At 63.2% G+C, this 26,909-nt stretch carries 15 protein-coding genes; 3 read left to right on the forward strand and 12 right to left on the reverse strand.

Translation table 11 applies throughout. The features are described from left to right. Window positions 1–24 precede the first annotated feature (24 nt). The 10 genes from DTP52_RS27605 to gspG all read right to left on the reverse strand — a co-directional run bounded on the left by DTP52_RS27605 (window position 25) and on the right by gspG (window position 24,152). Window positions 25–12,591, reverse strand: a complete 12,567-nt coding sequence (locus tag DTP52_RS27605; protein ID WP_109756204.1) for a filamentous hemagglutinin family protein — start codon at window positions 12,589–12,591, stop codon at window positions 25–27. Between the two features lie 211 nt (window positions 12,592–12,802). Beyond that, a complete protein-coding gene (locus DTP52_RS27610; RefSeq protein WP_109756205.1) occupies window positions 12,803–13,972 on the reverse strand; it encodes a substrate-binding domain-containing protein in 1,170 nt (389 codons plus the stop codon). A 155-nt stretch (window positions 13,973–14,127) separates the two neighbouring features. Next, window positions 14,128–15,309, reverse strand: a complete 1,182-nt coding sequence (locus DTP52_RS27615; protein WP_109756206.1) for a substrate-binding domain-containing protein — start codon at window positions 15,307–15,309, stop codon at window positions 14,128–14,130. A gap of 529 nt (window positions 15,310–15,838) precedes the next feature. Beyond that, a complete protein-coding gene (gene gspF, locus DTP52_RS27620) occupies window positions 15,839–17,050 on the reverse strand; it encodes a type II secretion system inner membrane protein GspF (protein WP_109756207.1) in 1,212 nt (403 codons plus the stop codon). Further along, window positions 17,050–18,468: a type II secretion system ATPase GspE gene (gene gspE, locus DTP52_RS27625; protein ID WP_109756208.1), complete on the reverse strand. Its 1,419-nt coding sequence runs from the start codon at window positions 18,466–18,468 to the stop codon at window positions 17,050–17,052. Before gspE ends, gspF begins: the two co-directional genes overlap by 1 nt. A 139-nt stretch (window positions 18,469–18,607) precedes the next feature. Beyond that, complete coding sequence (gene gspD / locus DTP52_RS27630; RefSeq protein ID WP_109756209.1) at window positions 18,608–20,968, reverse strand: type II secretion system secretin GspD; 2,361 nt, start codon at window positions 20,966–20,968, stop codon at window positions 18,608–18,610. Then, the gene (gene gspM, locus DTP52_RS27635; RefSeq protein ID WP_109756210.1) at window positions 20,965–21,537 is read right to left on the reverse strand and encodes a type II secretion system protein GspM; all 573 of its coding nucleotides are present in this window, start codon (window positions 21,535–21,537) and stop codon (window positions 20,965–20,967) included. The genes gspD and gspM overlap by 4 nt, the downstream gene beginning before the upstream one ends. Next, window positions 21,530–22,711 (reverse strand): type II secretion system protein GspL, encoded by a 1,182-nt coding sequence (gspL, locus tag DTP52_RS27640; RefSeq protein WP_109756211.1) that lies wholly within the window; start codon window positions 22,709–22,711, stop codon window positions 21,530–21,532. Before gspL ends, gspM begins: the two co-directional genes overlap by 8 nt. Then, on the reverse strand, window positions 22,708–23,694 hold the full coding sequence (gene gspK / locus DTP52_RS27645) for a type II secretion system minor pseudopilin GspK (RefSeq protein ID WP_109756212.1): 987 nt from the start codon (window positions 23,692–23,694) through the stop codon (window positions 22,708–22,710). The genes gspL and gspK overlap by 4 nt, the downstream gene beginning before the upstream one ends. Before the next feature lie 8 nt (window positions 23,695–23,702). Further along, window positions 23,703–24,152, reverse strand: coding sequence for a type II secretion system major pseudopilin GspG (gene gspG / locus DTP52_RS27650; RefSeq protein WP_109756213.1), 450 nt, complete (start codon window positions 24,150–24,152; stop codon window positions 23,703–23,705). A gap of 149 nt (window positions 24,153–24,301) precedes the next feature. On the opposite strand from gspG, the gene gspI reads away from it, so the two are divergent. Then, on the forward strand, window positions 24,302–24,679 hold the full coding sequence (gspI, locus tag DTP52_RS27655; RefSeq protein ID WP_109756214.1) for a type II secretion system minor pseudopilin GspI: 378 nt from the start codon (window positions 24,302–24,304) through the stop codon (window positions 24,677–24,679). A gap of 92 nt (window positions 24,680–24,771) precedes the next feature. On the opposite strand, the gene DTP52_RS27660 is transcribed toward gspI, so the two are convergent. Next, on the reverse strand, window positions 24,772–25,242 hold the full coding sequence (locus DTP52_RS27660) for a type II secretion system protein N (protein ID WP_109756215.1): 471 nt from the start codon (window positions 25,240–25,242) through the stop codon (window positions 24,772–24,774). Window positions 25,243–25,357: 115 nt separating this feature from the next. Here DTP52_RS27660 and gspH point away from each other — a divergent pair, with 115 nt between their 5' ends. Together gspH and DTP52_RS27670 are read left to right on the forward strand one after the other, a co-directional pair. Next, window positions 25,358–25,810, forward strand: a complete 453-nt coding sequence (gspH, locus tag DTP52_RS27665; protein WP_109756216.1) for a type II secretion system minor pseudopilin GspH — start codon at window positions 25,358–25,360, stop codon at window positions 25,808–25,810. Further along, window positions 25,807–26,418 carry a type II secretion system protein GspJ gene (locus tag DTP52_RS27670; RefSeq protein ID WP_109756217.1) on the forward strand — a complete coding sequence of 204 codons (612 nt, stop codon included), beginning with the start codon at window positions 25,807–25,809 and terminating at the stop codon, window positions 26,416–26,418. The genes gspH and DTP52_RS27670 overlap by 4 nt, the downstream gene beginning before the upstream one ends. 164 nt (window positions 26,419–26,582) lie before the next feature. Here DTP52_RS27670 and DTP52_RS27675 read toward each other — a convergent pair. Continuing rightward, window positions 26,583–26,909 (reverse strand): transposase (locus DTP52_RS27675; protein WP_146206889.1); only part of this gene is annotated, 327 nt, incomplete at its 5' end.

The raw sequence follows: 26,909 nt of genomic DNA on the forward strand, positions 1-26,909 counted from the left end.
ACCCTCGCTGCAAGCTCAATCCCCTTACAAGCTCAACCGCCCCCGCTCTTCCTCCGTCAGCCGCTGGCGATTCTGCTCGTCCAAAGGTCCTGCGCCCAATACCTGCACCGGGCTGGCCGGGTCGTAGGCCCGAGGCGCCTCGCGGCTGGCGCCGTCGCGGGACGGGGCCAGTTGCTCGGAGCCGAAACTCACCACCTGCACGGTGAACACCGACGCCTGGTTCTGCCGCGCCGCGTTCTGCTGCTGGCGGGCCACGTCTTCAGCCGCCTGCGTCGCCGAAGACGCCGCTGAACTGGCCGAGGTAATGGCCCCGGTGTTCACCGAGGCCGCCAGCGGCACGCCGGTGGATTTGCCCTGGGTCTGAATGTTCGCCGCGTTCACCACGGTCAACGCCGCAATGTTGACGTTGCCCGACACCCGAATCCCCGCCTCGCCCGCGTCGATGGTGCCCAACGGCGCGATCAGGTCTATATCCCCCGGTGCCACTTCGGCAATCGGGTTGAGGGTGGCGATACCCGCGCCGGTACTCGGCACCGATGGCGACAGGGTCACGTTGCCCCAGGTGTCGTACAAGCGCTTGGGCGGCGTGTACACCACGGTGGTCTTCGAACCACGGCCGGCGTTGATGTCGCCCTGGGCCGACCAGCCGAGGATCGAACCGCCGAAGGTGGTCATGATCCGGCTCTGCCCCAGCAGGATGCTGTCATGCGCATACAACTGGATATCGCCCTCGCCCTGGGTGATGACCCCGGCGGTGGACGGCGGCGCGTTGCCCTCGATGCCGAAGGTTTGCCCGCCACCCGGGGTGAGCATCTGGATACTGCCACCGAAATCGGTATGCACACCCGCTCCGCCGAACATCGTGATATCGCCTTTATAGGTAATCGCGTTACCCGCCACATCCTTGCTCGGGAACAACAAGTCGATGGCCTCCCGCCCGCGCAAGTAGCTGCCCTGGCGCACACCGCCGGCTTCGTTGTACTCACGGCCAGCGGCCTTGAGTTCGGCAAAGTACACATCGCGGGCAAACACCCGCTGCTGCTCGGCCGGCAACGCCGCGAAGAAGCTGCGGGCCTGCTCGGTGTCACCGCTGAAGCCGAAGCGTTTCTCTAGCCAGTCCACCAACTCGGCCTCGTAGGTCTTGGCGACCTTGCCGTCCTGGTTCGCCAGGGGCACACCGGCCAAGGCCTGGTTGGCCGGGTCCAGGTAAGCCTTGACGAAGCGCTGGTAATCCGCGCCGTTGAGGCCCGCGCCGGCTTGCAGCACCAGGCTCGCGCCCGAGCGCGAATCCCCTGGCACCACCGCGCCGATACTGGTGATGCTGACTTTGTCGTCCATCAGGATATTGCGCCCGGCAGTGATCTCCAGCAGGCCGGGGCCGGCGACGTTGAAGTTGCTGTAGAGGATGTCGCGCCCGGCTGACACGATGGAGATGTCGGTGGGGTTGTTGTGGATGAAGAGGTTGCCGGCGCTGGTGTAGGCCCCTACGTCGGGAAGACCTCCTTTACCACCACTCAGCGGTGTACCGCTGCTGACGATGTCTCGTCCGGCCATCATTCGCACAGAGCCTGTGCCTTCGTAATAAGTCTGTCCGAGTCGGCTGTCGCTCGTGGTGGTAAACGTCATCGCCCGCCCGCTATTGACGGCCAGCAAGTCGCCCTTGATCGCGTAGAAACGAGCTGGATCGGAGTTGAGGGCCCATTCGCTGGAGGCGCTGCTGCTGTCAAAGGCAAACAAGGGCAACGTACTTGCGTCTGGAGGAACACGATTAGCATCGGCGGAGAGATTGCTGACCACCACGCTGCCATTGACGCGTCCCATAAAGGCTGGTCGCAGCGGTGTGGCCATGGCTGTAGACGAGGCGCCGGAGCGACTGACCGTCAGGTCGCCGCCATAGATGGAATCGCCGGCGAGGAACTGCAGTTCACTATTGATGCCGGGTGCGAGCAACAACGCAGGGCGATTGCTGCCGTCATAGTTCCCCCTGTCCAGACGCATGGCCTCGCCATAATAAAGACTGCCGCTGGCTGCTACAGCTCGCAGGATCGACGGATAAACCACCGCCAGGTCCGTCTCGATTTCTGACACCAAAGGGGTCAGATTGCCTCCGGATGACCACAAATCAATCGCCGTATTGGCGGTCCACAAAGTAAACCAACTCGTACCCGATCCGTTCGTCGCACCACTTTTGAAGGGTGAGACGCTCATCATCGGCGCCCGGCCCGGGTCGGCAACGTCCATCACGACCAGGTCGCCCAACGTACGCAGATCGAAGGTAGCATCACCTGGCATGAGGGTCAGTCCACCGGTTGCAGATCCTCGTGTGGACTTGAAGGAGTCGTAGGCCCGCGTTTCTCCAGGAGATTGCACAGGGGCCCTGTTGCCGTAGAGCAGGTCGATACGACCAATGGCGCCACTATCGATTTGGGCGTGTCCTCGCAAATTGATGACCGCGCCATTGAGGTGCCCGGTCGCGAACACGCTATTGGGGTTCAAGGCGCCACTTACACGCAGATTGAGATCACCACCGCCGGTCAATTGCAGGCTGCCATCTGTGCCCACGCGACCAGTGCTGCCCACGGCAAACACCAATCCTTGGCTGCGGCTGTTGCTGCGCGGGTCGAGGAGACTCCCTGCCATTTTTTCAAGCACCCCGGCATCGCCCGCGACCTGAACATTCAGGTTACCGCCGCCCAAGGTACCAAACCCCGTAAATCCGACCATCAAGTCAGCCTTGCCATTCTGTGCTGCGGTATAGCTCCCGAAATTGATCCACCAGGCAGCGGGTTGTGCCTGGGTACCGGTGGAGACTGAACCATTGCCTTGGCGCCACAGCCAATTTCCGACACTGGCTGTGTCATACCCCAAGTCACCGGGATTAGGTCGTGTGTTACCGCTGCCAGTCAGCACATCCATTGTATTGCCGGTCAGACTACCGCCGACATTCAAAGTCAGGTTGCCGCCGAAGTCCGGGTACCAGGCACGATAAAGACTGTTGGTACCGCCATCCACAAACTGCTCGTTTTCACCCAGCGCATCATTGAGCACCTTACCCGCCGCCCCCAGCGCCTTGGGCTGATTGTACGGGTCGTTGGCATAAGTCTCGCTGGCTGAACTACCGGCGGTATAAACGCCGTACAGCGAATCCATTTTCAGATCACCTGCCGACAGCAGCTCAAGGTCTGCCGCGCCGGTACGGATGACACTCCAACGTTGGCTGCCAGGCTTATATTCTGTTTGCCCTACAGCTTTGCAGAACGATGGCGTTTCATCACACATTCCCGGATAGGCAACGTTCTCAAAATCAATCGGCTGACCCGCGTAACTCGGATCCCCCAGGAAGTTTTCCGCCCCCTCCTCCGTCCAGACAAAACCGCTACTGGCCTTGCAAAATGACGGGCTGTCTTCACACATTCCCGGGTAAGCAACGTTCTCAAAATCAATGAATTTGCCTGCCAGGCTCGGGTCTCCGAAGTTTTCCGCCCCTTCTTCGGTCCACACCAACCCCCCAGCCCCGGCCTTGCCAAACATGCCGTAGTGACTATCGGCCAAATGAAGATCACCACCCGCCAACACAGGCTGCACGACCCGACTGTCCGCCGCCCGCGTATCGGCACCGGCCACCAGTCGCAGTGACCAAGACTGCGAACCTTCGGCCAGCATCGGCGCGATGGCCCAGTTGCTCCCCGCCACTTCCGGGCGCAACTGCACCGACTCCACTCCGGCCGGCAACTTGATGTCGGTACCCGACGGGATTTTCGACCCCACACTCAACGCCAGGGTACCGTTGAGCCGCAGGACATTGGTCAAGCCATTGCTCGCGTCCGCAATGCCTGGCAAGGCAACACCTTTGGGCCAGATCAGGCTGCCAATGGTTGCACTGCTACCCAGCAAACTGCCCGCCCCCAATACTGTGCCCGCTTCAAGGGTTTGAGTCGAAGCCAATAACGTGCCGGCCGCGAACAACAGGTTACCCGAGGCGTCATGTACCGCCGCCGCCAGCACAGTGCCCGCCGGCAGCACCAAGGGCTGATCCAGCGTCGCGGCTACAGGCAGACGTGTTCCCGCCGCCAGGGTGGCGCCCTTGAGCGGCACGTCGAAGTTGAGCACGGAGCCGGCCGGAAACGCCGTGTCGTCCGCCAGGGTCACACCGGTACCGGGCACGACAATATCGCCCGCCGCGAAATCAATGCCCGGCAACAGCACCCAGCCCTTGTCGTCGTTGGTGCCGGGCGGCTGGGCGAACCCGTCGGTGATGCTGCCGTAGATGTTCAGGTCACCCCCGGCCCGCAGTGTCAGGCTGCCGGATTCGCCAGAGCCGTAGACTCCGCTCAGGACACTATGCGGATTGAGGCTCTCATAACGATAGCGCGACAGGTCCAGGTCACCCTGGACCACCAGGTCACCGTCGGCCGTCGCACTCACCACCTCCACACCGGGGCGCAGATGCAACACGTCGCGATAGCGGCTGTTGTTCAACCCGACGAGTTTGCGCTGCAACAGATCATCGTTGTCGAGGGCGTTAGTGATAAAAGCAGCGTTGTCGTCATGCACATCATCCAGCCACGCTTGATTGATGACCTGATAAGGCTTGCCGCTGGCCGCCGGCACGTCAATCAGCGGCGCGTCGCTGTATTGCCACATGGCAACCAGCGAGATCGAGCGGGCACCTTGAATATCCAGGGCGCCACTGGCATCGACTGCCACGTCGCCACCCGACACGCCACCCAATCGTGGTGCACTGAGCTGCAACGTGCCGCGAGCACGACCGTCATTCATGCCGGGCGCACCGCCTAGCGCGACCTCGGTACCGTGACGCAGGTCGATGCGGGCGCCGTTACCCAAGGTCAGGAGGCCTTCCCGAGCGGTCAAGTCGACAATGGCACGGTTCGGCGATTCGATGATCTTGCCGTAGCTGTCCACCCGCAGGCGTCGACCATGGGCGTCGAGCACCGCGCCGCTGCCCAAAGTCAGGGCATTTTGGGCGGCCAAATAAATACTGCCGACCCGCTCACCGCTGGCGTCGACCTTGCCGTTGACCAGCAGGCTGCCATTGTCCAGCGACACGCTGAGGGTGGAGGCCTTGAGTTCGTTGCCGATCACCAGGTCGCCTTGCTTGAGTTGAAAACCACGGGAACCGAATACCTGCCCGTCGTTCAGCCGTTGGTTCAACGCCGCGAACTGCTCACTGAGGCTACCGCTGCCGCCCAGGCGCTGGGCCTGGATCTCCACACCGCCGGCCAGGTACGGCATGGCGGTGCCGCCGGCGTCATATTCGCCCGTGCTGCTGCCGAGAATCCGCCCCTGCAAATCAACGATCCCGGCGGCCTCGTCCAGGGCCACGGCACTGAGCCGGCCAGCCTGATTGTTACGGGCCGAAAGGTCGATGCTTGAGCCATCCGCCTGGCGGATGTTGCCGTTCTGGCTTTGCAGGATCACTTCGCCACCGGCGCTGTAGCGTGTCACATCGTTGAAGGTGACCGTGCGGCCTGCCACGTCGATCAGCGCCTCATCGGCCAGGGTCAGATCATCCGTCGCGCTGAGGGTCAGCTTGCCGCTGGGCAGTACCACCGCACTGGCCAGGTTGAGGCTCGCACCCTTGAGGGACAACTCGCCTCCAAGCCCGGAGACGGTGCTCGGCGTAGCGCTCGCACCCGTCACGTTAAGCGTGCCGCCCGCGGTGATGCGGTTGACCGAGCCGGCTTCACCAGTCAGCAATGGGGTGAGGATATTCAGGTTGCCGCCGTTGTAGGCGTAGCCTGTTTTCGCGTCATAGGCCCCCTGGCTTTGATACACCGCCAAGCTGCCTTTGTGGTTGGCCGTCAGGCGTTCGCTGGCGCTGAGGTTGACGTTGGCGAATCCCAGGGCAAGGCGGTTCAGGGTGGTGACCGAGCTGGGCTGGGCAAAGTCACCATAGCCGAATTCGATCCGCTGGGCCTGGATGTCCAGGCGACCGGCGCCGGTGCCGGCCCCACCGGCAATCACCGACCCCGGCGCGCCGACAGCGCCGTTCCAGATCAGGTTGGCGGTGCGAATGGTCGCCACGTCATTGGCACTGCCAGCGCCATAAATGGCCGGAGTGCTGAGCATCAGGTTATTCAGGCGCGACTTGCCTGTTGTCGGGTCATAGGTGTCGAGACTGACGGTGCCGTAGAAATTCAGCGCCTCACGGGCCGACAGTTCCAGGGTTTCCAGTGCCGGGGCACCGTATTGGATATCCCCGCGCAACAGGCGATCGAGCACGGTCTGGCTCAGGGTCAGACCTGCCGGCAAGACCTGACGCGTCGCCGCGTCGCTGAGTGCCTGGGCAGTGCCGACGTTGATGTTGCTCAGGGCCAGGGTCAGGTGGCGGGTACCGTAGCGCACTTGGTCGTTCAACTGCAGACCGCCGCCGGTGGCGGCGACAATGCTGCCTTCGGAGTGAATCCGCGTGACGCCACTGCACGACGTCAGGCTACAGCCGCCTATGTTGACAGAGCCGCTGCTACCCGACGGAGGTGCCAACACATTGAGCAAGCCATTGGAGGCTGCCAGCATGTTGAAGTCTTTAAGCAAGCTATAAATAAAGCCATCACGGGCATCGTAAGCAGCTGCTCCACGACCAATGGTATTGATGGCGGCGCCTTGTTCCACCAACACCTCACCGCCACTGGCAAGCAGGAAAACCTCCGGCGCCGCCAGCGTCGCCCCTTCCCGCAAAATCACATTGCGCGACATATCAAACTGGGGGATGACATAGTTTCCGCTCTGGCCGTAACTAATCGAAAATAGCCCACCGATCACCTGACGCGAAGCGTTCAGCGCATTGAGGCTTTCGGCATTGAGGGTCACGCCCTCGAAACCGGCCGTGGCCCCTCGTCCATCAGCAACCACCTCCAGTGCGCTGCCGGTGCTCCCAACCACTGCGACGATACCGCCGTAGCCCCCTTTCTGGGGCGCGAACTTACCGATACCCTTGAAGGAGAACGCCTGGTCTCCGGCCCCGGCGGACAGACTCAACTTCAGGGTCTTGGCGTCTATCGGCAACATCGCCCGAGGCACGCCCAGGCGTGCTGCGTCGGCCATGGCGAATTGTGCGTAGCTGGTTTCGTTGTATTGCGAGTAACGACGCAGCACCTCTCCCGACGTCAGGATGACCTGGCTGGACAAACTGTTACGCTGCCCGGTATTGGCGACCGACAGCACCCCGGCGGTGGTCCAGGAGCCGTTGCGCATCTGCTGCGCGCCCGTTGTGGAGCCTTGCCCCGCCAAGCCATTGACCTCGACTCGGAATGCCCCCGGCAGCAAAGCATAAGTGGAAGGCATCAAGGTATAGGTACCCGCCGCCAACCCGGGAACACCGGCACTGATGGTGATCTGCTGGCCCACCCGCGGATCCACCGCACCGCCTTCCGGGGCGACGGGCGCATAAGCACTCTGGTTGCCTGGCACGATGGCGTAGACCGGATTGGTGGACAGTCCCGGCAGGGTGAAGCCGCCGTTGGCGCCAATCTGGACCAACGGGTTGAAACGCGCATCGGTGGAACCGCCACGGCCAGAGATGAAACCGGCGCCGAGCAGTTCACCGCCTCCCGAAAGGTCAAGGACCGAACCTTCCTGGGCCGCCACCGACTTACCGCCCAGAATCACGCCGATGTTAAGGTCGCCAGTGGTGGAAGGCACCGCGCCTTGCCCCAGCAACACAACCTTCTTGCCAGCGTACTGATAACTCTGGCCATCGACCGTGCCGCCATAAGGCAGGACCAGACCCTGGCCACTGACCGACGTCAAGCTGCCCGGCAGCAAGTCCACCCGGGCGGACACACCCGCCAAGCTGTTGTTGGTACCGACTTCAAGCAACCCCAACGGCGCACGTACGACCCCACCTTGTTCGATCTTCGCGCTGCCCAATTGCAAGCGACCGAACACCGAATAAGGTACCTGGGGGACGACCTGGGTGGTACGGCTGATCACCAAGCTGCGCGTCGGATCGTACAGGGGGATGTTGCTAACAGGATCGCGCCCCCAGCCATACCCGGCCAAAACACGAGCGCCTACACCGGTCGCTGGGTACAGTTGGGCCGCCTGCAAGATCATGTCCGCAGACGTCACCAGTTGAGTGGTGAAACCTTCGGGCAACCCTTCGCCCGAGAACCCGGCCAGGAATCGCACATCCCCCCGACTGCTTAACTGAACCCGGTCAAAACCGGCGCGCTCCAACTCGACGGTGCTGCCGTCGGCCTGCCGCACGGCCCCCTTGCTACTGAAGGTCACGTTACCCTGCACATCCAGCAGGTCTGCGTTGACAGAAAACACGGCCTTGTTCATTTGCAACGATACGCCGCCATCGACCACCGGCCGGACATAGTTGTCCCTGTTTAGAAGGTTGGCCGCGGGGCCCGACAGCAGTACATGGGGAGCATTGAGTTGAGCCCGGGCATTTGGCGCGTCTGCACTCGTTACAAAACTGCGGGCATACAGGCTCAAGCTTTGGCCAAGGGACAGCGACACGTCACCCTCGATGCTCAGCAGCCCGTTGCTCAACAGCGCCAGGCTGTCGAAGCCACCCGACTGGACCTGATCAACGCCCAATCGCCCGTAACCGTAGACCAACGAGTCCGCCGCCGTCTCGGCATTACCTTCCAGCAAGCTCGCAGGCGCGGTTTGTCCCAGCACCAGCTCACGCACTTTCATCACTCGGTCGCTGGCTGCATTTTTCACGTAGTAAGGTGTTTCCAGTGCCACCGACAACTTGCCGCCCGCCGCCCCTGCCCCACCCGAACGAGCGCTGAACTCGCCATCCAGGTACAAACCATTGGCCGATGCCAGGGAAATACTGCCGCCATTGCTCGCCACCGCCGTGCGGCCCTGGCCGGCGATATCCAGCACGGCCTGGCTGCCATCCGCTTGCAGACGCGCACCCTCGCGCACCACGACAAACAGTTCGGATGCGGAAGCCGAACCCTTCGCGGCATCGATCTGGCCGCCGATGACAATCTGCCCGCCGTCGCGCACCAGGCCGTACGTCTGGCCGCGCATATCCTGGGCGGTCACGGCGCGACTGGAGACGTCGATCAGCGCCTGTTCGCCGAGCCAAATGGAACGACCGTGGCCCTGGGCATTGGCCCCTTCGCCGTCCGCACCAATAACGCTCAACCCGGTGAGGCTGACCCGCCCACCCCACGCATTAAGGGTACCGTTGGCAGTCAATTGACCGATGCTGCGCACGTCGATGCCCTGCCCCGGATCGACGCTGATCACGCTGCCCTTGCCCAGGTTCAACACCGTGCTGGCCATGTCGGCGGCGCTGGCGTTCGCGGAACCGGCAGTGAGGCTCAGGCTCGCGCCGCGACGCTGGGTCAGGACGCCTTTGATCGCATCTTCCTGATACAGCTCCGGCGTCCAGCGCTGCAAAGCCTCGACCGGTTCTGCATCGCTGCCGGTGCTCAACGCCTGCTCGCCAAAACGGTACACCGGCATCGTCACATCGACCTGGGTTCCGTCGGCCACGGTCAGGCCTTGGTTACCGGTAATGTCATAGGCGGAGAAACCCTTGTCGAAGAAATCACCGCCCAGTTGCAGGGTACCCGGTTCAAGCGGCGAGCCGCTGTTGCCGATCAGCACTTTACTGGCCGCCAGCGTCAAGGTCCCGCCGCCATTCACGCCGGTGCCGCGCAGTTCACCGTCAAGGTTCAAGGCGCCGTTACCGGAGAATGTACCGGTACTGGCGGTCAGGGTCAGGTCACCGCCCTTGCCACCGCGGGTCTTGCCATCGGCCATGACCGCAGCACCGGAGCTGACGTCGATCAGGCTGCCCTGGCGCACATCGATGTCGCCGCTGCTGCGCACGGATACAGTGCCGCCATTGAGGAACGGCAGGCCCTGGCGATCGTTGCCGTCGAGTAGCAGGTTGCTCCACCGGCCAGCGGTGTTCAACGTCACGCCCTCGCCCAACGTGACCACAGCACGCTGACCGGTGACAGGCGAAAGCACGACGTCTCCCATCTGGAAGTTATCGGCTCTGACCTGTTTAAGTACGTCCCCCAAGGCAATACGCCCACCACGGGCGGTCAGGTCGGCGTTCACTTCCACCTGCGGCGCATAAAGCGTGATATCCCCGCCATCGGCCACCTTGAGCGTGCCATCGACTTTGATGCCTTGCGCCGCTGCCACCTTGACCGCGCCGAGCTGGAAGCCATTGAGCAGTTCGTTATCCAGCACCAACTTGCCTTGCCGGTCGCTGCCGACCGCCGAGGTCAGGTCCAGGCCTGCGGCAATCTTCTCGGTGACCTTGCCGACGGTGACCTGATCGAAGGTGGGGTTCAAGCCACTGTTGATCACGCCGCTGGTCTTGCCATAGATCGGCGTGTAGCTGCCCACCCACAACTGCGCCCGTCGGGCCAAGGCGTTTTGCGATTGCTGGTAGCCGTCGAGGTTGAGGTTCGGCGCCTGGGTCTGGCGTTCACCCTGGTAGACCTCGCCAACAACCTGGCCTTCCAGTACCGCGTTGCGGGTCGACACCACCAGCTTGCCTGCATCGCGGCCAACGGTGTAGCCGGCCTCGAAGCGCTCGCGCGGGGCGATCAGCGGGTTGTAGTAGTAATCGGTCTGGCCCCAGCGTTGGCTGTGGTCTTCGTAGCCTTTGTAGATGCCGGTGTAGAGGATGTCCCCCGGCGCCTTCGACAACTCATACAAACGCCCATCGGCGCCCTTGAGCCAGGACTGGCGCAAGTAGCCGCTCTGCACATCCAAGGTGCCGCCAGACAGGTTCAACTGCGCTGCCTGCTGGGTCACCACGTCGTTGCCAGTGAACGTCAGCGTACCGCCTTGTGCCGCCCATTCGCCGACACTGTGGCCCCGAGTGCCCAGGTAACCGCCGACCTCCAGCAACCCACCCGCCGTGTACCAACGGTCAGTGGCGTAGCCGTTGGTGCCCGCCGGCACGTAGATCAAGTCACGCACGTCGACCCAGACATCGTTGTTGGTCAGTTTGCCGCCGTCGCGGTTCACCGGTGCGTCGCGCTGCTCGTTGCCCTGGACGTTGACCTTGATGGAGTTGGACTCCATCGCCACCTTGACGCCGATGGCGCCGGACACATCGATCACCGCGCCATCGCGCACCAGGCTGCGACCGGCGGCGCTGACCGCGACCTGTCCGCCAGTGGCCAGGGTGATGGAGCCGTTCTGGAAGTCGACACTGCCGCCACTGACGATCTCGACCCGGGACTGGTCGCTGCGGTCGACCACGCTGCTGAGGTTGTTGAACTGGCCGGTGATCAGGTTGTTCGGTGTGCCATCCAGGCCGGCCGGTCCGGCATTGCGCTGGCTGTCCAGGGCGCTGCCGCCCGTGGTATCGAGCAGCACCGCCGTGGCGCTGCCCCGCCCCAGGGTCACGCTGCCGGTGCTGTCGTTGAAGGCATTGAGTAGATGCACGGTGCCACGGGTGTCTACTGAGCTGGTGGCGACAACCACGCCGTTCTGCTCGACCCGGTGCCCGGTGAGGGTGATGTCGCCGGTGCTGGCCTGGATCAGCCCGTTGTTGATCACCGTGCCGGCGCTGCTGCCGGGCTTGAGAGATGTCGCGACCTCGTTGCCACGGGTAGTAGAACGCAGGTTGCCGCTGGTGCCCTGGCCGCGCCGGATATAAAAACTGTCACCCGCCGCCAGGGTGGTCTGGCCCTTGGCGGTGATGATGGAGCCGGCGTTCTCCACTTCGCTACCCAGCAGCAAGGCATAGCCGCCCCCGGCCGTGGAGGTGGCGGCACGATGGGTTTCGATCAGTGCGCCCTGCTGCACTTCGACCTTGCCGGCGGCGTCGGTGAAGGTCGGTTGGCTGCCGGTGGCATCGACGTACAAGCCACGCTTGCTGAATTGCTCATCGCTGACATTGGCCGCCACCGCCGCCAGGTTGCGCACATTGACCTGGCTGCTGCCGCTGAAAATGATGCCGTTGCGGTTGACCAGCATCACCGTGCCGTTGCCCTTGATCTGGCCCTGGATCTGGCTCGGTCGCGCCTGGGGATCGTTGACCCGGTTGAGCACGGCCCAGTCCGACTGCTGCTGGAAATCCACCGTGGTGTTGCGCCCGACGTTGAAGGTTTCCCAGTTGAGAATCGCCTTGTCGGCGGTCTGCTCGATCTTCACCGTGGTCTTGCCGCCGGCCTGGGTCTGCTGCGGTCCCTTGGCGTTGTGCCAACCCTGGGTCAGGCTGTTGTCGACCTTGAGCCCTCCCTCGCCCAAGCCGTCCGGCACGGTCTGCACCTGCCCGAACGCCGCTTGGCGTCCCGCGGCCTGGGCCGCCTGCTGGGCCGCGATGGCGGCCACGGTGTTGTTGAGATTGGTCAACGACCGCTGCAACTGCGCATTGGCCCGTTGCTGCTGCGCCAGGGGCGGCGGCATGCCTGGCTGCGCCGTCGTGGGCCGCCCCGCGCCACCGGCCTGGGACGCCCCCTTGGCGGCAAACCAGGCCGAACTGAACGCCGTGGCCGCGTGGGCATTGCCGGCCACCATCAGCAGGGCAATGGCCTGGGCCAGCGGTTTGAGCCGCAACATCGACAACTGGTCATCGCGACGTGGAGCATTCAGGTTCGTCTGGGGTTTGCAGCGCAGCATCCTACTCATCCTTTCGGGTTCGCTCTAAGGGGCGCAACGCAGTGCCATCAAGCTGCCAGCGTTGGTTATAGGGGATAGGCGGTTACAGAGGGGCGGGACCGAACGCTTGTCATGAAAATTTCATGTGGCTGTGTCGGTACGGATGTCAGGCAAAGACCGCAACGACTTGCGCCGTTGCTGATCGATGTTTTGAGTTGCTCCCAGCATGGTTTTACAGCGGACGACCTATGCCATTGCATACGTTAGGGTTACCGATGCTTAAGGGGTTGGCAGCTGTCAGGAAAGTGGTGCGGATTGCGGTTTTCCAGGCGGCTGGTAACGGCACCAGACGGTTGGCGGTGATAGCCGCGTCGTTATTGATGGTAAGGAAAGCGTTGTAGTGACGGGTAAAGAAGTTACGCACCTGTGTGCTCTGGGCGACGTCGGCATAGCACTGGCTAAAGATCACGTTGGTGAAGCCAAGAATGGGGTAGCCGGTGATTGGGAAAGGCACCACGCTTGGGTCATTTGGGCTGGTAGTCGCGGAGAATACCGGCACCCAGGCGTTTGGATTCGAGCGATTAGCGGTGGCAGGAACAGCGATTGCGGCTATAGCTGCCGAAATATTCGCTGGCGCAGGAGAAACACCGGCAACCCGGGCCACTTTTGTGGCGTCATCCAGGCCAGCCAAGGTCGATGCCGCATACGCCGGGCTCATGTAAGTGATAGCACCTTGAGTCGCGCTCACTGCATACATGGCTCCTTCACTATGAACGGCCGATAGAGCACCGGCCGGCGGCCCACCGCTGTAACTGGAGGCAAAGTTGGTGGTGACGGAGAAGGTGCCTGTTTCCGCGCACTTGGCGTTCAGGAAGCGGGTGAATAGCTCCGTGGTTCCGCTGCTCTCGGCACGGTAAACCACAGTGATTGGACCTTTACGGCCAGAGCCGGTGATCTGGCTCCAATCGATCAGACGACCGGAGAATACACCGCACAACTGGTTGACACTCAAGTCGATGCCTGCCGCGCCAGCCTTGTTGAACGGAATGGCGATTGAAGTGGCAGCCGAAGGCACCTGGATCAATGGACCCCAGGCCGCGCCATGAGCGAAGGCATAAGTGTCCAACTCGACGGGTCTGAGCTTTGAGTCACTGGCGACCCAATGCACGTTCTTGGTGGTAATGCCACCCACGAACTTGCTGTAATCGTTATTCAGAAAAGCGATCTTGCCCGCACCGCTGCCCACACCGATGTAGGGAGCGAAACCAGCGGTCAACACTCCGGCTGTCTGGTAAAGCGGCTGAGGCAAGGTCGTTCCACCGCCATTGATATCCGCCATTGCCAACGGCGCGCATAGGCCGCTGCACAACACTGCAACCGTTCGGAAAAAATGCTTGGACATGACAAGACTCCTGTCTTGAAATGCTGCGCCCTATCCGAGTCGTTCGGGCTGTAGCGCAGCTGAAAGGGGCGAAACGAGCACCATTAACTACGAGGAAATCAGCAACGGCTTGCGCCGTTGCTGATTGGTATTGCGTGTCGCTCAGGCGTGGTGTGTTACAGCGGACGACCGATACCGTTGCAGACGTTTGTGTTACCGATGCTTTGCGCGCTGGAAGTGGTCAGGAAGCTGCCACGGATGGCGGATTTCCAAGCACCTGGCAGTGGTACAAAGCGGTTAGCGGTGATAGCCGCATCGTTGCTGCTGGCCGCAGTGGCGTTGTAGTGACGGGTGAAGAAGTCACGCACCTGCGTGGATTGGGCAGCGTTGGCATAGCACTGGCTGAAGATCACGTTGGTGAAGCCCAGGATCGGATAGCCGGTGGTTGGGTAAGCCACGACGCTCGGATCGTTAGGGTTGGTGGTTGCAGCGAACACCGGCACCCAGGCGTTCGGGTTGGCGCGGTTGGCGGCGGCTGGTACTGGAACAGCAGCGATGGCAGTCGAAACGTTAGCTGGGGCTGGGGAAACACCGGCAACACGGGCGACCTTAGTGGCGTCGTCCAAGCCGGCCAAGGTGGTGGCGGCGTAGTCCGGGCTCATGTAGGTGATACGACCCTGAGCAGCGTTCACAGCAGTCATCACAGCCTGGCTGCCAGTGGCGGAAACGGCACCGGAGGGCAGCCCGCCGCTGAAACTGGACGCGAAGTTGGTGGTGATTGCGAACTTAGCGTTGTTAGGTTCAGCGCACTTGGCGTTCAGGAAACGAGTGAACAGCTCAGTGGTACCGCTGCTCTCAGCACGATAAACCACGGTAATTGCGCCAGTACGGCCCGAACCGGTGATCTGGCTCCAGTCGTTCAGACGGCCGGAGAACACGCCACACAACTGATCAACGCTCAAGTTGACGTTAGCAGTGCCGGTCTTGTTGAAAGGAACGGCAACCGAAGTGGCGACCGAAGGCACCTGGATCAACGGACCCCAGGCGGTACCATGATTGGCAACGTAGCCATCCAATTCAGCCTGGCTGAGCTTCGAATCGCTGCCTGCCCAGTGCACTTTCTTGCCGCTGGTGTCGCCAGGCACCAACTTGGTGTAGTCGTTGTTCAGGAAAGCCAGTTTGCCGTTACCGCTGCCCACACCGATGTAAGGGGCAAAACCGGTGGTGAGTACACCAGCAGTCTGGTACAGCGGCTGAGGCAAGGTAGCACCACCGCCATTGACATCAGCCATGGCGGCCTGAGCGGCGCAGAGGCCGGCGAGGGTCAGGGATACCGCGAGAACGTTGCGCTTAAACATGAAGAATCTCCTTTCATCGTGTTCGTACGTAGGTTGGGTGACGCGTGCTTGCCGTCATGGCGCTCGGTCCTGTGCCGATGGCGATGGGGTGAGGCCATGGGTTAGAAATTCGCAGTTTCCGGTGACAGATAAAGGAAAAAACCTCGGGAGCTGAGGGCTGTTTTCAAGGCATTTTTCTCGGGTGTTCCAGGGCTCTGGACTGGGGTTTCGAGCTGGTTTGGCGGTCGAACCGGATAAGGAGACAGTGAAGGTCGCGGCGGGTGGTCGCCTGGCGAACGAACATGACAGAACGAGGAACCCGAGTTTGGCGCGGGCAAGGGTCGGGAGATGCCACGACACCGCAGAGTTTTTTTGCACTACCGCTGTTGTGGCGAGGGGATTTATCCCCGTTGGGTTGCGTAGCAGCCCCAAACCCGGACATCTCGGTACATCAGGCAGATCCCATGCAACTTGTTTGGGGTCGCTGCGCAACCCAACGGGGATAAATCCCCTCGCCACAGGGTTTGTGCCTGACTCAAGATATGTGGGTTTATTGAACCAACTGGTTGATCTCGATAATCGGCAACAACACCGCCATGACGATCACCAGCACCACGCCGCCCATGACCACAATCATCAACGGCTCCAGCAGCGCGGTCATGCCCATGGCCCGGCGTTCGATGTCTCGGGACAGGGTTTGCGCGGCGCGTTCAAGCATCGGTGGTAGGCAGCCGGTTTTCTCGCCACTGGCGATCAGGTGGATCAGCACCGGCGGGAAGACTTTTTCCACCCGCAACGCTGCGGCCAGGTTGACCCCTTCGCGGACCTTGGCCGTGGCATCGCTGACACTCAGGCTCAGGCGGTCGTTGGACAGCGTCTGGCGCGCCGCCTCCAGGGCCCGCAGCAACGGCACCCCGGCGCCGCCAAGAATCGCCAGGGTCGAGGCAAAGCGCGCGGTGTTGAGGCCCAGCACGAAACGCCCGATCAACGGCAGGCGCAACACCCTTGCGTGCCAGCTCAAGCGTGCCTGCGGGTTGCGCAAATACATCCGCCAACCCCAGAACCCACCGGCCAAAATGCCAAAACACAACCAGCCCCAGGCACGGATGAAGTCACTGGCGGTCAGCATCGCCACGGTCAATCCGGGCAGGTCCTGCCGAGCCTGGGAAAACGCGCTGACCACCTGCGGCACGACGTAGCTGAGGAGGAAAATCACAATGGCGATCGACACCAACCCCACTACACCCGGATAGATGAACGCCGTGAGGATCTTGCCCCGCAGGTTGTTGCGCTCCTCGATGTAATCCGCCAATCGCTCCATGACCTGGGCCAGGTCGCCGGACTCCTCTCCGGCGGCAATCAACGCCCGGTAGATTTCCGGAAAATCCCGTGGCCGCGCAGCCAAGGCTTCGGCCAGACGCATGCCGCTGCGCACATCGGCGCGCACTGCGCTGAGGGTCTGGGCGATGTGCTTGCGCTCGGCCTGCTCCACCGTGGCGCTCAACGCCGCCTCCAACGGCAGGCTCGCCCCCAGCAGGCTCGCCAGTTGCCGGGTGGCCCAGGCCAGGTCGTTGTCCGATAGCTTGGCGCTGAATAGTCCACCGCCATTGGCCTGCGTCGTGTTGCGCTCCAACTGCACCTGCAACGCGGTCAATCCGCGACTGCGCAACAGGTTGAAAGCGGCTCCCTGGCTGTCGGCTTCCAAGTGTCCGGATTCGATCTTGCCCTGGGCGTCGGCGGCCTCGAAACGGTAGCGATTCATCAGGCGTCCCGTGTCACGCGCAGGATTTCTTCAGGGGCGGTGGCGCCGCTGCGCACCCAGCGCTCACCGTCCTCGCGCATGCTGAACATGCCGGCCTGGCGAGCGGCGGCGCGCAGGGCCTGCTCCCCTGCCCCCTGGTGGATCAGCGTGCGGATGTCGTCGTCGATGCAGAACAGTTCGTGGATGCCGGTGCGCCCGCTGTAGCCGGTCTGGTTGCAGCTCGGGCAGCCCACCGGACGCCACGTGCCAGGCGTGGCCGGATCGGGCTGTTTGCACTGCGGGCAGAGCCTGCGAACCAGGCGCTGGGCCAGTACGCCGAGCATCGACGAGGCCAGCAGGAACGGCTCGACGCCCATGTCGATCAGGCGGTTGATGGCCGACACCGCATCGTTAGTGTGCAGCGTGGCCAGCACCAAGTGACCGGTGAGGGAGGCCTGCACGGCGATTTGCGCGGTCTCCAGGTCGCGGATTTCACCGATCATGATGATGTCCGGGTCCTGGCGCAGGATCGCGCGCAGGGCCAGGGCGAAAGTCATGTCGATCTTGGCGTTGACCTGGATCTGGCTGATACCCGGCAGGTCGTACTCCACCGGGTCTTCCACGGTGAGGATGTTGTGCACGCTGGCGTCCAGCCGGGCCAGGGCGGCGTAGAGGCTGGTGGTCTTGCCACTGCCGGTGGGGCCGGTGACCAGCACGATGCCGTGGGGCTGGCGGATCAGGTGGTCGAGCTTGCCCAGCACGTCCGGGTCCATGCCCAGGGTTTCCAGTTGCAGGCGCCCGGCCTGCTTGTCCAGCAGGCGCATCACCACCCGTTCGCCATGGCCGGTGGGCACCGTCGAAACCCGGATGTCGATCGGACGTCCGGCCACGCGCAAGGCGATGCGGCCGTCCTGGGGCAGGCGTTTTTCGGCGATGTCGAGCTGGGCCATGATCTTGATCCGCGACACCAGCGCGCCGTGCAGGGCCTTGCGTGGCGAAACCACGTCGCGCAGGGTGCCGTCGACCCGATAGCGCACCACCGAATGGCTTTCGTAGGGTTCGATGTGAATGTCGCTGGCCTCGTCCCGTGCGGCCTGGGTCAGCAAGGCGTTGATCATGCGGATCACTGGCGCGCCGTCCTGGGTGTCCAGCAGGTCGGTGATTTCCGGGATGTCCTGCATCAGCCGGTCGAGATCGACTTCGTTTTCCGCCGCGCCCACCACGGCGGCGGCGCTGCCGGTGTCGGCATAGGCCGTGTTGAGCAACCCGTCGAGTTCCTCGTCACGTACCCGCTCCAGCCGCACCTCGCCGAACTGCCGGCGCACTTCACTGATGGACCAGCCCGGCGTGGACGGGCACACCATCAGCACCGCGCCCTCGTCGGACTGGCGCAACACCAGGCGCTGGGCCTTGGCCCAGGCGTATGGGAGGGTGTTCATGTCGACACCTCAGGTCCATAAGTTGCATCTGCACCTTGTGGGAGCGAGCCTGCTCGCGATAGCGGTGGGTCAGCTTGCATGGATATCGATCGGGCCGCCGTCATCGCGAGCAGGCTCGCTCCCACAGAGTTGGTGTCCATCAGCGAGTGCCTCCTTCGATCGGCACCGCCTTGATCACCGCCCTGGGCGTTTGCAGGCTCACGGGCGCAGCCCCCGGGATCGCCCGGGCCGAGGCTGGCAGTTGCGGCGCCTGCATGTCCGGCAACGCCCAACTGCGATCCGGTTGCAACAGGCCCTGGGCGCGGCGCATGAAGTCGTAGCGGTTGAGGGTGATGCCACGGCCCGCCGCCGTGTCGCGGATGATGTAAGGCCGCAGGAACACCATCAGGTTGGTCTTGGTGATCTGTCGCCGCTCATTGCGAAACAGCGCACCGATACCGGGGATGGTCGACAGCCACGGCACCGCGTCGTTGCTCTGGCTGTAGCCATCCTGCAGCAACCCGCCAAGGACCATGATCTGCCCGTCGTCCAACAGGATGCTGGTGTCGATGGCACGCTTGTTGGTGACAATCCCCGTGGTGCTCGAGGCGCGGTTGTCGACGCTACTGACTTCCTGATAGATATCGAGCTTGACCGTACCGCCCTCGGAAATCTGCGGCCGGACATTGAGCTTCAAGCCCACCTCCTCGCGGGTCACGGTCTGGAACGGGTTGTTGCTGGTACCACCGCCACCGGTGACGTAGCTGCCGCTGACGAAGGGAATGGTCTGGCCGACAAAAATGCTCGCCGCTTCGTTGTCCAGGGTCAGCAGGTTTGGCGTCGACAGCACGTTGGTGCCGCCCTTGCTCTTCAGCGCCCGGGCCAGGACCTTGAGGTCGAGGATCTTGCCGATGCCGGGAATGTCCACCGTGCCATTCACCACACCAAGGTTCAGGCCCTGGGGCAACACGTCGATGCTGGTCTTGCCGTTGAGGTTGAGCCCGGTACCACCAAGGTTGACCCCGCCGATCACCCCGCTGCCACCGAGGTTGCCGGTCTGCCATTGCACGCCGAATTCGCTGGCGTCGTCCTCGCCAACCTCGACGATCAGGCTCTCGATCACCACCTGGGCGCGGCGCTGGTCCAGCAGGTCGATGACTTCCCGCAGGTTGCGGTACAGCGGGTCCGGCGCCGAGATCAGCAAGGTGTTGGTGGTGGCATCGGCCTGAATGGTCACGCCGCCAGCGCTGAAGGCGGTGCCCTGTTCGTTATTCGTCGAAGTGGTGGTGGAACCGTTGCTGCCCTGGGTGTAACCGTTGCCGCTGGATGATGCACTGCCGCTGGTGGTGCTGGTGGTGCCATCGCCACTGCTGCCCTGCCCGCTCTGGCCATTGGTGTTGCCACCCATGCCACTGAGCACCGAGCGCGAGTTGTCGTTGCCCTCGCCTTCGCTTTCCCCGGTGAGCAAGCCGCGCAGGGCCTGGGCCAGTTTGCCGGCCTGGGCGTTGCGCAGGTACACCACATGCAGGTTGCTCGGGTTGTTCTGGGCGTTATCGAGCTTGTAGATCAGGTTGCGCGCCAGTTCCGTACGCTCGGGGCTCCCCGCGCGAATGATGATGGAATTGGAGCGCGGGTCGCCGATCACGTTGATCTTCTGGGTCTGGTCACCGCCTTGGGTCTCCAGCAGGTCAGAGACCATTTGCGCGATGTCGACGGCGATGCCGTTGTGGACCGGTACCACGTCGGTGTCGATGGCACTCGGGGTGTCGATGCCTTCGATGAGCTGCGCCACCCGTGACAGGTTCTCGGCGTAGTCGGTGACGACAATAGTATTGTTGCCCGGGTAGGCATTGATCGGGTTGTTCGGCGACACGATCGGGCGCAGCACCGGGATCAGGTTCACCGCGTTTTCGTATTGCAGGCGGAAGGTGCGGGTCAGCATGCCATTGCCGGCCGGTTTGTCGGCGCTGTAGATCGGCCCGCCCAGCAGCTTGGCGTCGGCCTCCGGCACCACCTGGGCGACGCCGCCGACATCCACCACGCTGAAGCCTTGCATGCGCAACGCCGCCAACAGCATGTCGTAGGCCTGGTGAGCCGGGACCTGGCCTTCGGAAACCAGCGTCAGGTTGCCCTTGACCCGCGGGTCCACCAGGAACTGTTGGCCGGTGGAGCGGGACAAGGCCCGCACCACCGCCTGGATATCCGCCTCGACGAAATTCAGCGTCACCGGTTGGTCACCCAGGGGCGTGCGCACTGGCGCACTGCTGCGCGGCTCTCGGGCACGGGCGGTGAGATCGACCTGATGCCGCACCGCTGGCTTGCGTTCACGCAGGTCCTGGGCCCGCTGGCGATCCAGCAGTGCATCGCCACTGCGTTGGGTACTGCCCAGCGGAATGCCCAGTTCACTGTCCACCAGCAACGGTGGTTGCGACGCGGGCGGCGTGCTGTTGCACGCACTCAACGCCAGCAACAACAACGGTGCAGCCTTGCGCCAATGACGTGGGTATCTGGCCCCTTTCATGAAGCTTCCTTAGCGCCTTGCGCCTGATCCATGCGAACGGTTCCGGACAGTGTGCCGGCGGTGTTGTCGGGGTTAGCGAGGTAGTCGGAATCGGTCGGGGTACGCTGCAAGCGGGCCTCGATCACTTCCAGGGAGAATTGCCGCGGGTTGCCCAATAGCCAACTGATCACAGCCTCGGCGGGGGCCTTGTCGAACGTGAGCTGCCAGGCGTTGGGACGCTCGGCGCCGGGGGCTTGCAGTTGGTAGTGCTGGCTCAAGCCACTGGCTTCCAGGCTCTGACGCAAGGCGGCTTCGAGGGGCTGGCCTGGTGCAGGCCCAGCAACGTCACGCAACAGCACTTCGAGGGCTTCGGCCTGTGAACGCAGCTTCGGGGTTTCGGCTTGCCAATAGGCGATGGTCTTGAGCGGCGGCTGGATCATGGCGAGCCAGACCAGGCAACCGCCCAACACCAACGCAGCCAGGGCCACGGCGGCTTGTTCACGCACGGCAAGTCCCTGCCAGAACGTGCGCAATCGCGTGCGAACGGTTTGCCAGCGCCCCCACGCCAGCGCCAGGGAGTGCTTATTCATCATCGGCGTCCGGATTCTCGTCGGGGGCGTCCTGACTGCCCTGGCCGACCGTTGCCGCTCGCAGGGTCCAGCCCTGGTCGATGGCAACGACGTCGATGCCAGCCTGGGCCAGGGGAATTTTCCAATCCTCTTCGGCGGTGGTTTTCTGCGCCTCGGCCACGACACTCAGGCGCAATTCACCGTTCTCGAACACCAGTGCCTGGACATTGCCGCTCATGAACGGCATGGCACTGCCCGCCTGTTGTACCAGGCTGGCAAAGCGTTGGGCCGGGTCGCTCGCCGCACCGCTCTGGCGCGCAGTGATTTGCTGGCGCGCCTGTTGCAACGGGTTGAGGATCACCGGCAGCTCGGGAAACGCCTGCTTCACCCGTTGGCTCATCTGCACCTTGAGCCGTTGGCCCTGGGCCGCTTCGCGGGCGGCGTAGAGGTTCAGCCCGACCACCCAGACCGTCAGCGCTGTCGCGCAGATCGCCGCCGCCCGGCCCCAACCGCCGCGCTCGACTGCATTGCGTGAAAGACCGGCATGCAAGCCCCAGCCCGGCGCCGGACCAGTCCAGCGCTGGGTGTCGGCCAAGGTACTGATCGACGGTTGCGGCGGCGCCTCTGCGACCCAATGCAGCCCGGTCCCAATTTCCAGCAGCCATTCATCCAGCGCCTCTTGCTGCAACGGTTGCACCACGGCGTGTTGGAGGTCATGGCGCACCAGCAGGTGACCGTCCTCGATACAGGCCACCGGCCCCGACAGCACCGGCAAGGCGTAGGCCGCCGGATAGAGGCCGCGCAGCTTCATGCCGGCGTGGTGCACAAGCCGGCCCAGGTGGGCGAGCGACTCACGGTCCAGCCAGGCGATTTGTACCTGCCCGTCGGTCCCACGCGGACTATGCGCCACTTGCATCTGCTCGCTGGCACCGAGCATCAGGGCCTGGGCCGCGCACGTCACCGCTGCGGTGATCCTGGCCGCTGGCAACAGTGGCAACTCCAGGCGGGTCAGCAAACTGTCGCGGGGATGAAGGAAGCATTCCACCGAAATATTCTTGGCGCCTTGGCCCAATGCTCGCAGGCTGCCGCGGCCCTGTTCGCGGACCTGGCCCTGACGATCCAGCCAGGCGAATGCCATCTCGCTGTCGAGATCCAGGCTGCCCAGCGGCGCCAGGGCGATGCGCAAGCGCGTCATACGCCCACCCTTGACCAAATCACCTGGGGCAAGCGGTCCTGGGTGCGTTGCAGCAGGGCTTCCAGTTCAACCCGCCGCTGACCGCTACGCGCCTGGCCGCGCAGGCGGAACCAGTCGCTGGTGATGCCGACCTTGACGCTGGCAGTGTCCAGTTCCGGCATGCGCAGGCGATTGACGAAATCGCCGCGATTGATAAACCAGTGACCGCCGTCGCGCTCCCGGACCAGCGCCTCGGCCCGTTGCAGCGACAACCCCGGCACGTAGGCGGCCAGCACCGGAGCACTGGCGGTGTTGCCATTGAGCCAAGTGTTGGTCGGCAGGATCGTCACGTAAGGCGCCAGTGTTTCCAGCAACCGCGCCGTGACGCCCTTGACGCTGCGCAGGTCTTGCAAGGTGCGCAGCATCGGGCGCGTCGGCGCCAGCGCCCTGTTGGCGGCCTGGGGCGAGGTGTCCCGGCCGCTGTCGAAGGTATTGCCCTTTGGCGCTTGTTCCACCCGCTGCGGATTCAACAGGCGCGGATAAGCCTCGACGACCCTTTCGACGATGCGCCTGCGGACCGTCGCAGCAACCCCAAGTTGCTCGCACAAGCGTTCGAAGGCGCGCACTTGTTCCTCATCCACCTGTTCATTGGCGACGAGGTTGCGCAGGTTGAACTTGCCTTGCTCATCTTCCAGCTGGCCTTCGAACGGCGTGTCGATCTGGCCTGATTCCGGCATCACGATAGGTTTCGCCCAGGGTTGGCCGAAGCGCGTCAGTGGATCGCGCTGACGGGCGTCCCAGAGCAACTGGCGACTCAGTTGCAGGCCGCCCTGCAACCGCGCCGAGCCCTGGACGCGCAACTGCTCGGCCTCCAGGCTGCGGGTGAACAGGGTCTGGCGGCTCAGCATGCCACCGGCGATGACCGCTACCACAGCGGCAATCAGCAAGGCACTGATGACCGCCATGCCGCGCTGCTTCGCCGCGAGGGGCGAATCCGTTCGCATCACGGCCCTTACAACTGCCAGGAGCCAATGTCGGCATTCACGCCGTCGCCGTCAGGCTGGCCGTCGGCCCCCAGGGAAAAGATGTCGACTTCGCCGTTGGCGCCGGGGTTGAGGTAGTTATAAGGACGGCCCCATGGGTCGTTGGGCAAGCGCTCCAGATAAGAGCGCCAGGTGCTGTTTTTCGCATCGGCCGGCTTTTCCACCAGCACCTTGAGGCCCTGGTTCATGCTCGGGTAACTGCCGTGGTCCAGGCGATACAGCTTCAAGGCTTGCATCAGGCCGCCAATGTCCTGTTTCGCCGCCGTTGCCCGGGCCTGGTCGGGGCGATCGAGGACCTTGGGCACCACCATCGCCGCCAGGATGCCGAGAATCACCACCACGACCATGATCTCGATCAGGGTGAACCCCAGTTGCCCGCGAGGGCCTTGGGAACGGGCTTTGTAACGGGCGATCTGCATCTCGACGGTCCTTCGCTGGATTCGATTCGAGGCGCAGTGTTGCAAGAAAATATGTCAGTGATATTGAAATTGCTCAGGAGCTTGCGTCGTCAATCGGTCATGAACGTGAACTAGCCTTGAGGGCTGCCTTCGCCCATCGAGCCCGCGCCATGCCACGCCCTGCTCCACAATCCGGCTTCACCCTGATCGAAGTGCTGGTGGCCCTGGCGATCATCGCCGTGGCCATGTCGGCCGCTGTGCGCGTGGCCGCGGTGATGACCCAGAGCAACGGCCTGCTGCGCGACAAATCCATCGCCTTGTTGGCCGCCCGCAGCCAACTGGCACAGTTGCGCCTGGAAGGACGGTTTGCCCAGGGTTCGAAAGTGTTCGAGTGTGACCAGGGGCGACTGTTGCTGCGTTGCGAACAGAACCTGCGCCCGGCGGAAAATGGCCGGATGTTGCGGGTTGAGCTGACCGTGTCGGACCGCAGTCGCGAAGCGCCACCGTTGGCGCGATTGGAGACGTTGGTCAGCCGAGAGAAACCTTGAGCGGTGTGGGCTAACACATCCTTTGTGGCGAGAGGTTTATCTGTGGGAGCAAGGCTTGTGTGGGAGCAAGGCTTGCCCGCGATACAGGCGCCTCATTTCCTCGCAGACTCCGTCGTCTTCATCGCGGGCAAACCTTGCTCCCACAGGGAAGGCAAGCTCACTGAATCCGGCAACCGGGCCAGGACCAGCCGGGTCTGTTCGTTGCCACGCTCGATCACCACCGCCTGCGCCTCGATCGCCACCAACCGTACCCCTTGGGCCACGCGCTCACCGACCAGGAAACTGCGCGGCGGTCCGTCGTTGAGGCTGAGGATCGCCACGGGGGCGCGAGTGCCGGCCATCACGCCGCTGACCTTGATGTCCACCGGTGCCGGCTGGTTGGAGAACCATTGCAGCGCCGGGTTATCGGAACGCTCGGCCAGGCGTTGCGGGGCGACATCCGGCGTGCGCGACTCGGCCGATGTCAGCAGCAGCGAAGACCAGGTCGCCACCCCGGCCAACGCCGCCAACAGGCCCACCGCCTGAACGATTTGCGCCGGGGACACACGCTCGATGAACGCCATGGCCTGAATCTCCTTTTTGATTCCAGCCTGCAGCGTACGCGCCAATTCTCTCCGTTTTATTTCACATCCCTATCATCTTCACCGTGCAGGATGACTCTCACGCAAAGGAGCGCCCATGAACCTCGGCAAGCAACGCGGTTTCACCCTGATCGAACTGATGGTGGTGCTGGTGATCATCGGCATCGCCAGCGCCGCTGTGAGCCTGAGTATCAAGCCGGATCCGTTGAAGTTGCTGCGTCAGGATGGCGAACGGCTGGTGCAACTGTTGCAACTGGCCCAGACCGAAGCGCGCACCGACGGGCGGCCGATTACCTGGCGCTGGGACGCCAAGGGCTTTGGCTTCAGTCGCCGCTCCGATCAAGGCGCCGGGTTGGATCGCTTCAAGGACGACCCGCAACTGCATCCACGGCGCTGGCAGAGCCCATCGATGGAGGTTCGCGTGGAGCCCAGGCAACGGGTGGTGTTGAATGCCGAATGGATCGGCGAACCCTTGCAGATCCGTCTGTCGGACGGCCAGAACAGTCTCACTGTGCAACGCAGTGCCGCCGGGCGGGTGCAACTCCAATGAGCACGCGGCAGACGGGTTTCACCTTGCTGGAAGTGATGGTGGCGATCCTGCTGATGGCGGTGGTCAGCCTGATCGCCTGGCGCGGGCTGGACAGCGTGACCCGTGCCGACAGCCACTTGCAGGCCAGTACCGAACAGACTGAAGCCTTACTGCGGGTGTTGAACCAACTGGAACGCGACGTCGCCTTGCGCGCCAGCATCGAACTGAGTGAACCGGTAAAACCCGACGTCGACGACCAGCCCTCGACCGCCCCGCCCGCCCTCACCGTGCGCAGCACTGAAGGCCGGGGGTTTCGCCTGGATGTGATCCGCGTGGCGGCGGCCCGGGAAGGCGAGTTGCAGCGAGTGCGCTGGTGGCTCAAAGGCGACACGCTTTACCGCGCCCAGGGCCAGGCTCGCGATCGCTACCCATTGCCAGCGCCCGGCCCGGGCGTGGCCGTGCTCAGTGACGTCAGCGACGCCGGGCTGCGGTTCTGGGACACGGAAAAAGGTTGGCGCAAGCTCAGCGGCAACCGCCAGGAAAACCCGATGGGCATCGAGGTCAGCCTGACCCGCCAGACACCTCAAGGCGTCGAGGAATATCGGCAAGTACTAGGGCCACTGGAATAAGCCAAACAACACAGTCCCTTGTGGGAGCGAGCCTGCTCGCGATAGCGGTGGGTCTGTTAGAGGTGATCTCGGATGTGCCGGCCCCATCGCGAGCAGGCTCGCTCCCACAGGGTTATGGAGTGAACTGAAGATTTGAGCACAACACAGGCCCTCTGTGGGAGATTCTATGTTGCAGGGGAACCCTGCAACCGTGAATTTGGTTGGTATTCGCTCTGATTTTTCATCAGGGCGAATGCTACCCGACACAACTTGCGGGCGAGGATAACCAAGGCCTGAGTTCTGGCCAGGCCTCGTGCCAAGAAGGCCTCATAGTAAGGTTTCCAGGCAGGAGACCGACAGGCCGCCATCGCGGCGTTGTGCGCCAGGCGTCGTAGCTCCCCGTCCCCTTTTTTGCTCAAGTGACGAGGACTGTGCTTCTTCCCTGAATCTTTTGGACGCAAATCCATCCCCAAGAAAGCAATGAATGCATCGCCACTGACAAAGTGACCGCG

It is taken from the genome of Pseudomonas sp. 43mfcvi1.1, assembly GCF_900115935.1.
Taxonomy (GTDB): Bacteria; Pseudomonadota; Gammaproteobacteria; order Pseudomonadales; family Pseudomonadaceae; genus Aquipseudomonas; species Aquipseudomonas bijieensis.

Coding starts and splice junctions, on each gene's coding strand:
- DTP52_RS27605 (WP_109756204.1), bottom strand. CDS start 12,591: ATGCTGCGCTGCAAACCCCAGACGAACCTGAATGCTCCACGTCGCGAT.
- DTP52_RS27610 (WP_109756205.1), bottom strand. CDS start 13,972: ATGTCCAAGCATTTTTTCCGAACGGTTGCAGTGTTGTGCAGCGGCCTA.
- DTP52_RS27615 (WP_109756206.1), bottom strand. CDS start 15,309: ATGTTTAAGCGCAACGTTCTCGCGGTATCCCTGACCCTCGCCGGCCTC.
- gspF (WP_109756207.1), bottom strand. CDS start 17,050: ATGAATCGCTACCGTTTCGAGGCCGCCGACGCCCAGGGCAAGATCGAA.
- gspE (WP_109756208.1), bottom strand. CDS start 18,468: ATGAACACCCTCCCATACGCCTGGGCCAAGGCCCAGCGCCTGGTGTTG.
- gspD (WP_109756209.1), bottom strand. CDS start 20,968: ATGAAAGGGGCCAGATACCCACGTCATTGGCGCAAGGCTGCACCGTTG.
- gspM (WP_109756210.1), bottom strand. CDS start 21,537: ATGAATAAGCACTCCCTGGCGCTGGCGTGGGGGCGCTGGCAAACCGTT.
- gspL (WP_109756211.1), bottom strand. CDS start 22,711: ATGACGCGCTTGCGCATCGCCCTGGCGCCGCTGGGCAGCCTGGATCTC.
- gspK (WP_109756212.1), bottom strand. CDS start 23,694: ATGCGAACGGATTCGCCCCTCGCGGCGAAGCAGCGCGGCATGGCGGTC.
- gspG (WP_109756213.1), bottom strand. CDS start 24,152: ATGCAGATCGCCCGTTACAAAGCCCGTTCCCAAGGCCCTCGCGGGCAA.
- gspI (WP_109756214.1), top strand. CDS start 24,302: ATGCCACGCCCTGCTCCACAATCCGGCTTCACCCTGATCGAAGTGCTG.
- DTP52_RS27660 (WP_109756215.1), bottom strand. CDS start 25,242: ATGGCGTTCATCGAGCGTGTGTCCCCGGCGCAAATCGTTCAGGCGGTG.
- gspH (WP_109756216.1), top strand. CDS start 25,358: ATGAACCTCGGCAAGCAACGCGGTTTCACCCTGATCGAACTGATGGTG.
- DTP52_RS27670 (WP_109756217.1), top strand. CDS start 25,807: ATGAGCACGCGGCAGACGGGTTTCACCTTGCTGGAAGTGATGGTGGCG.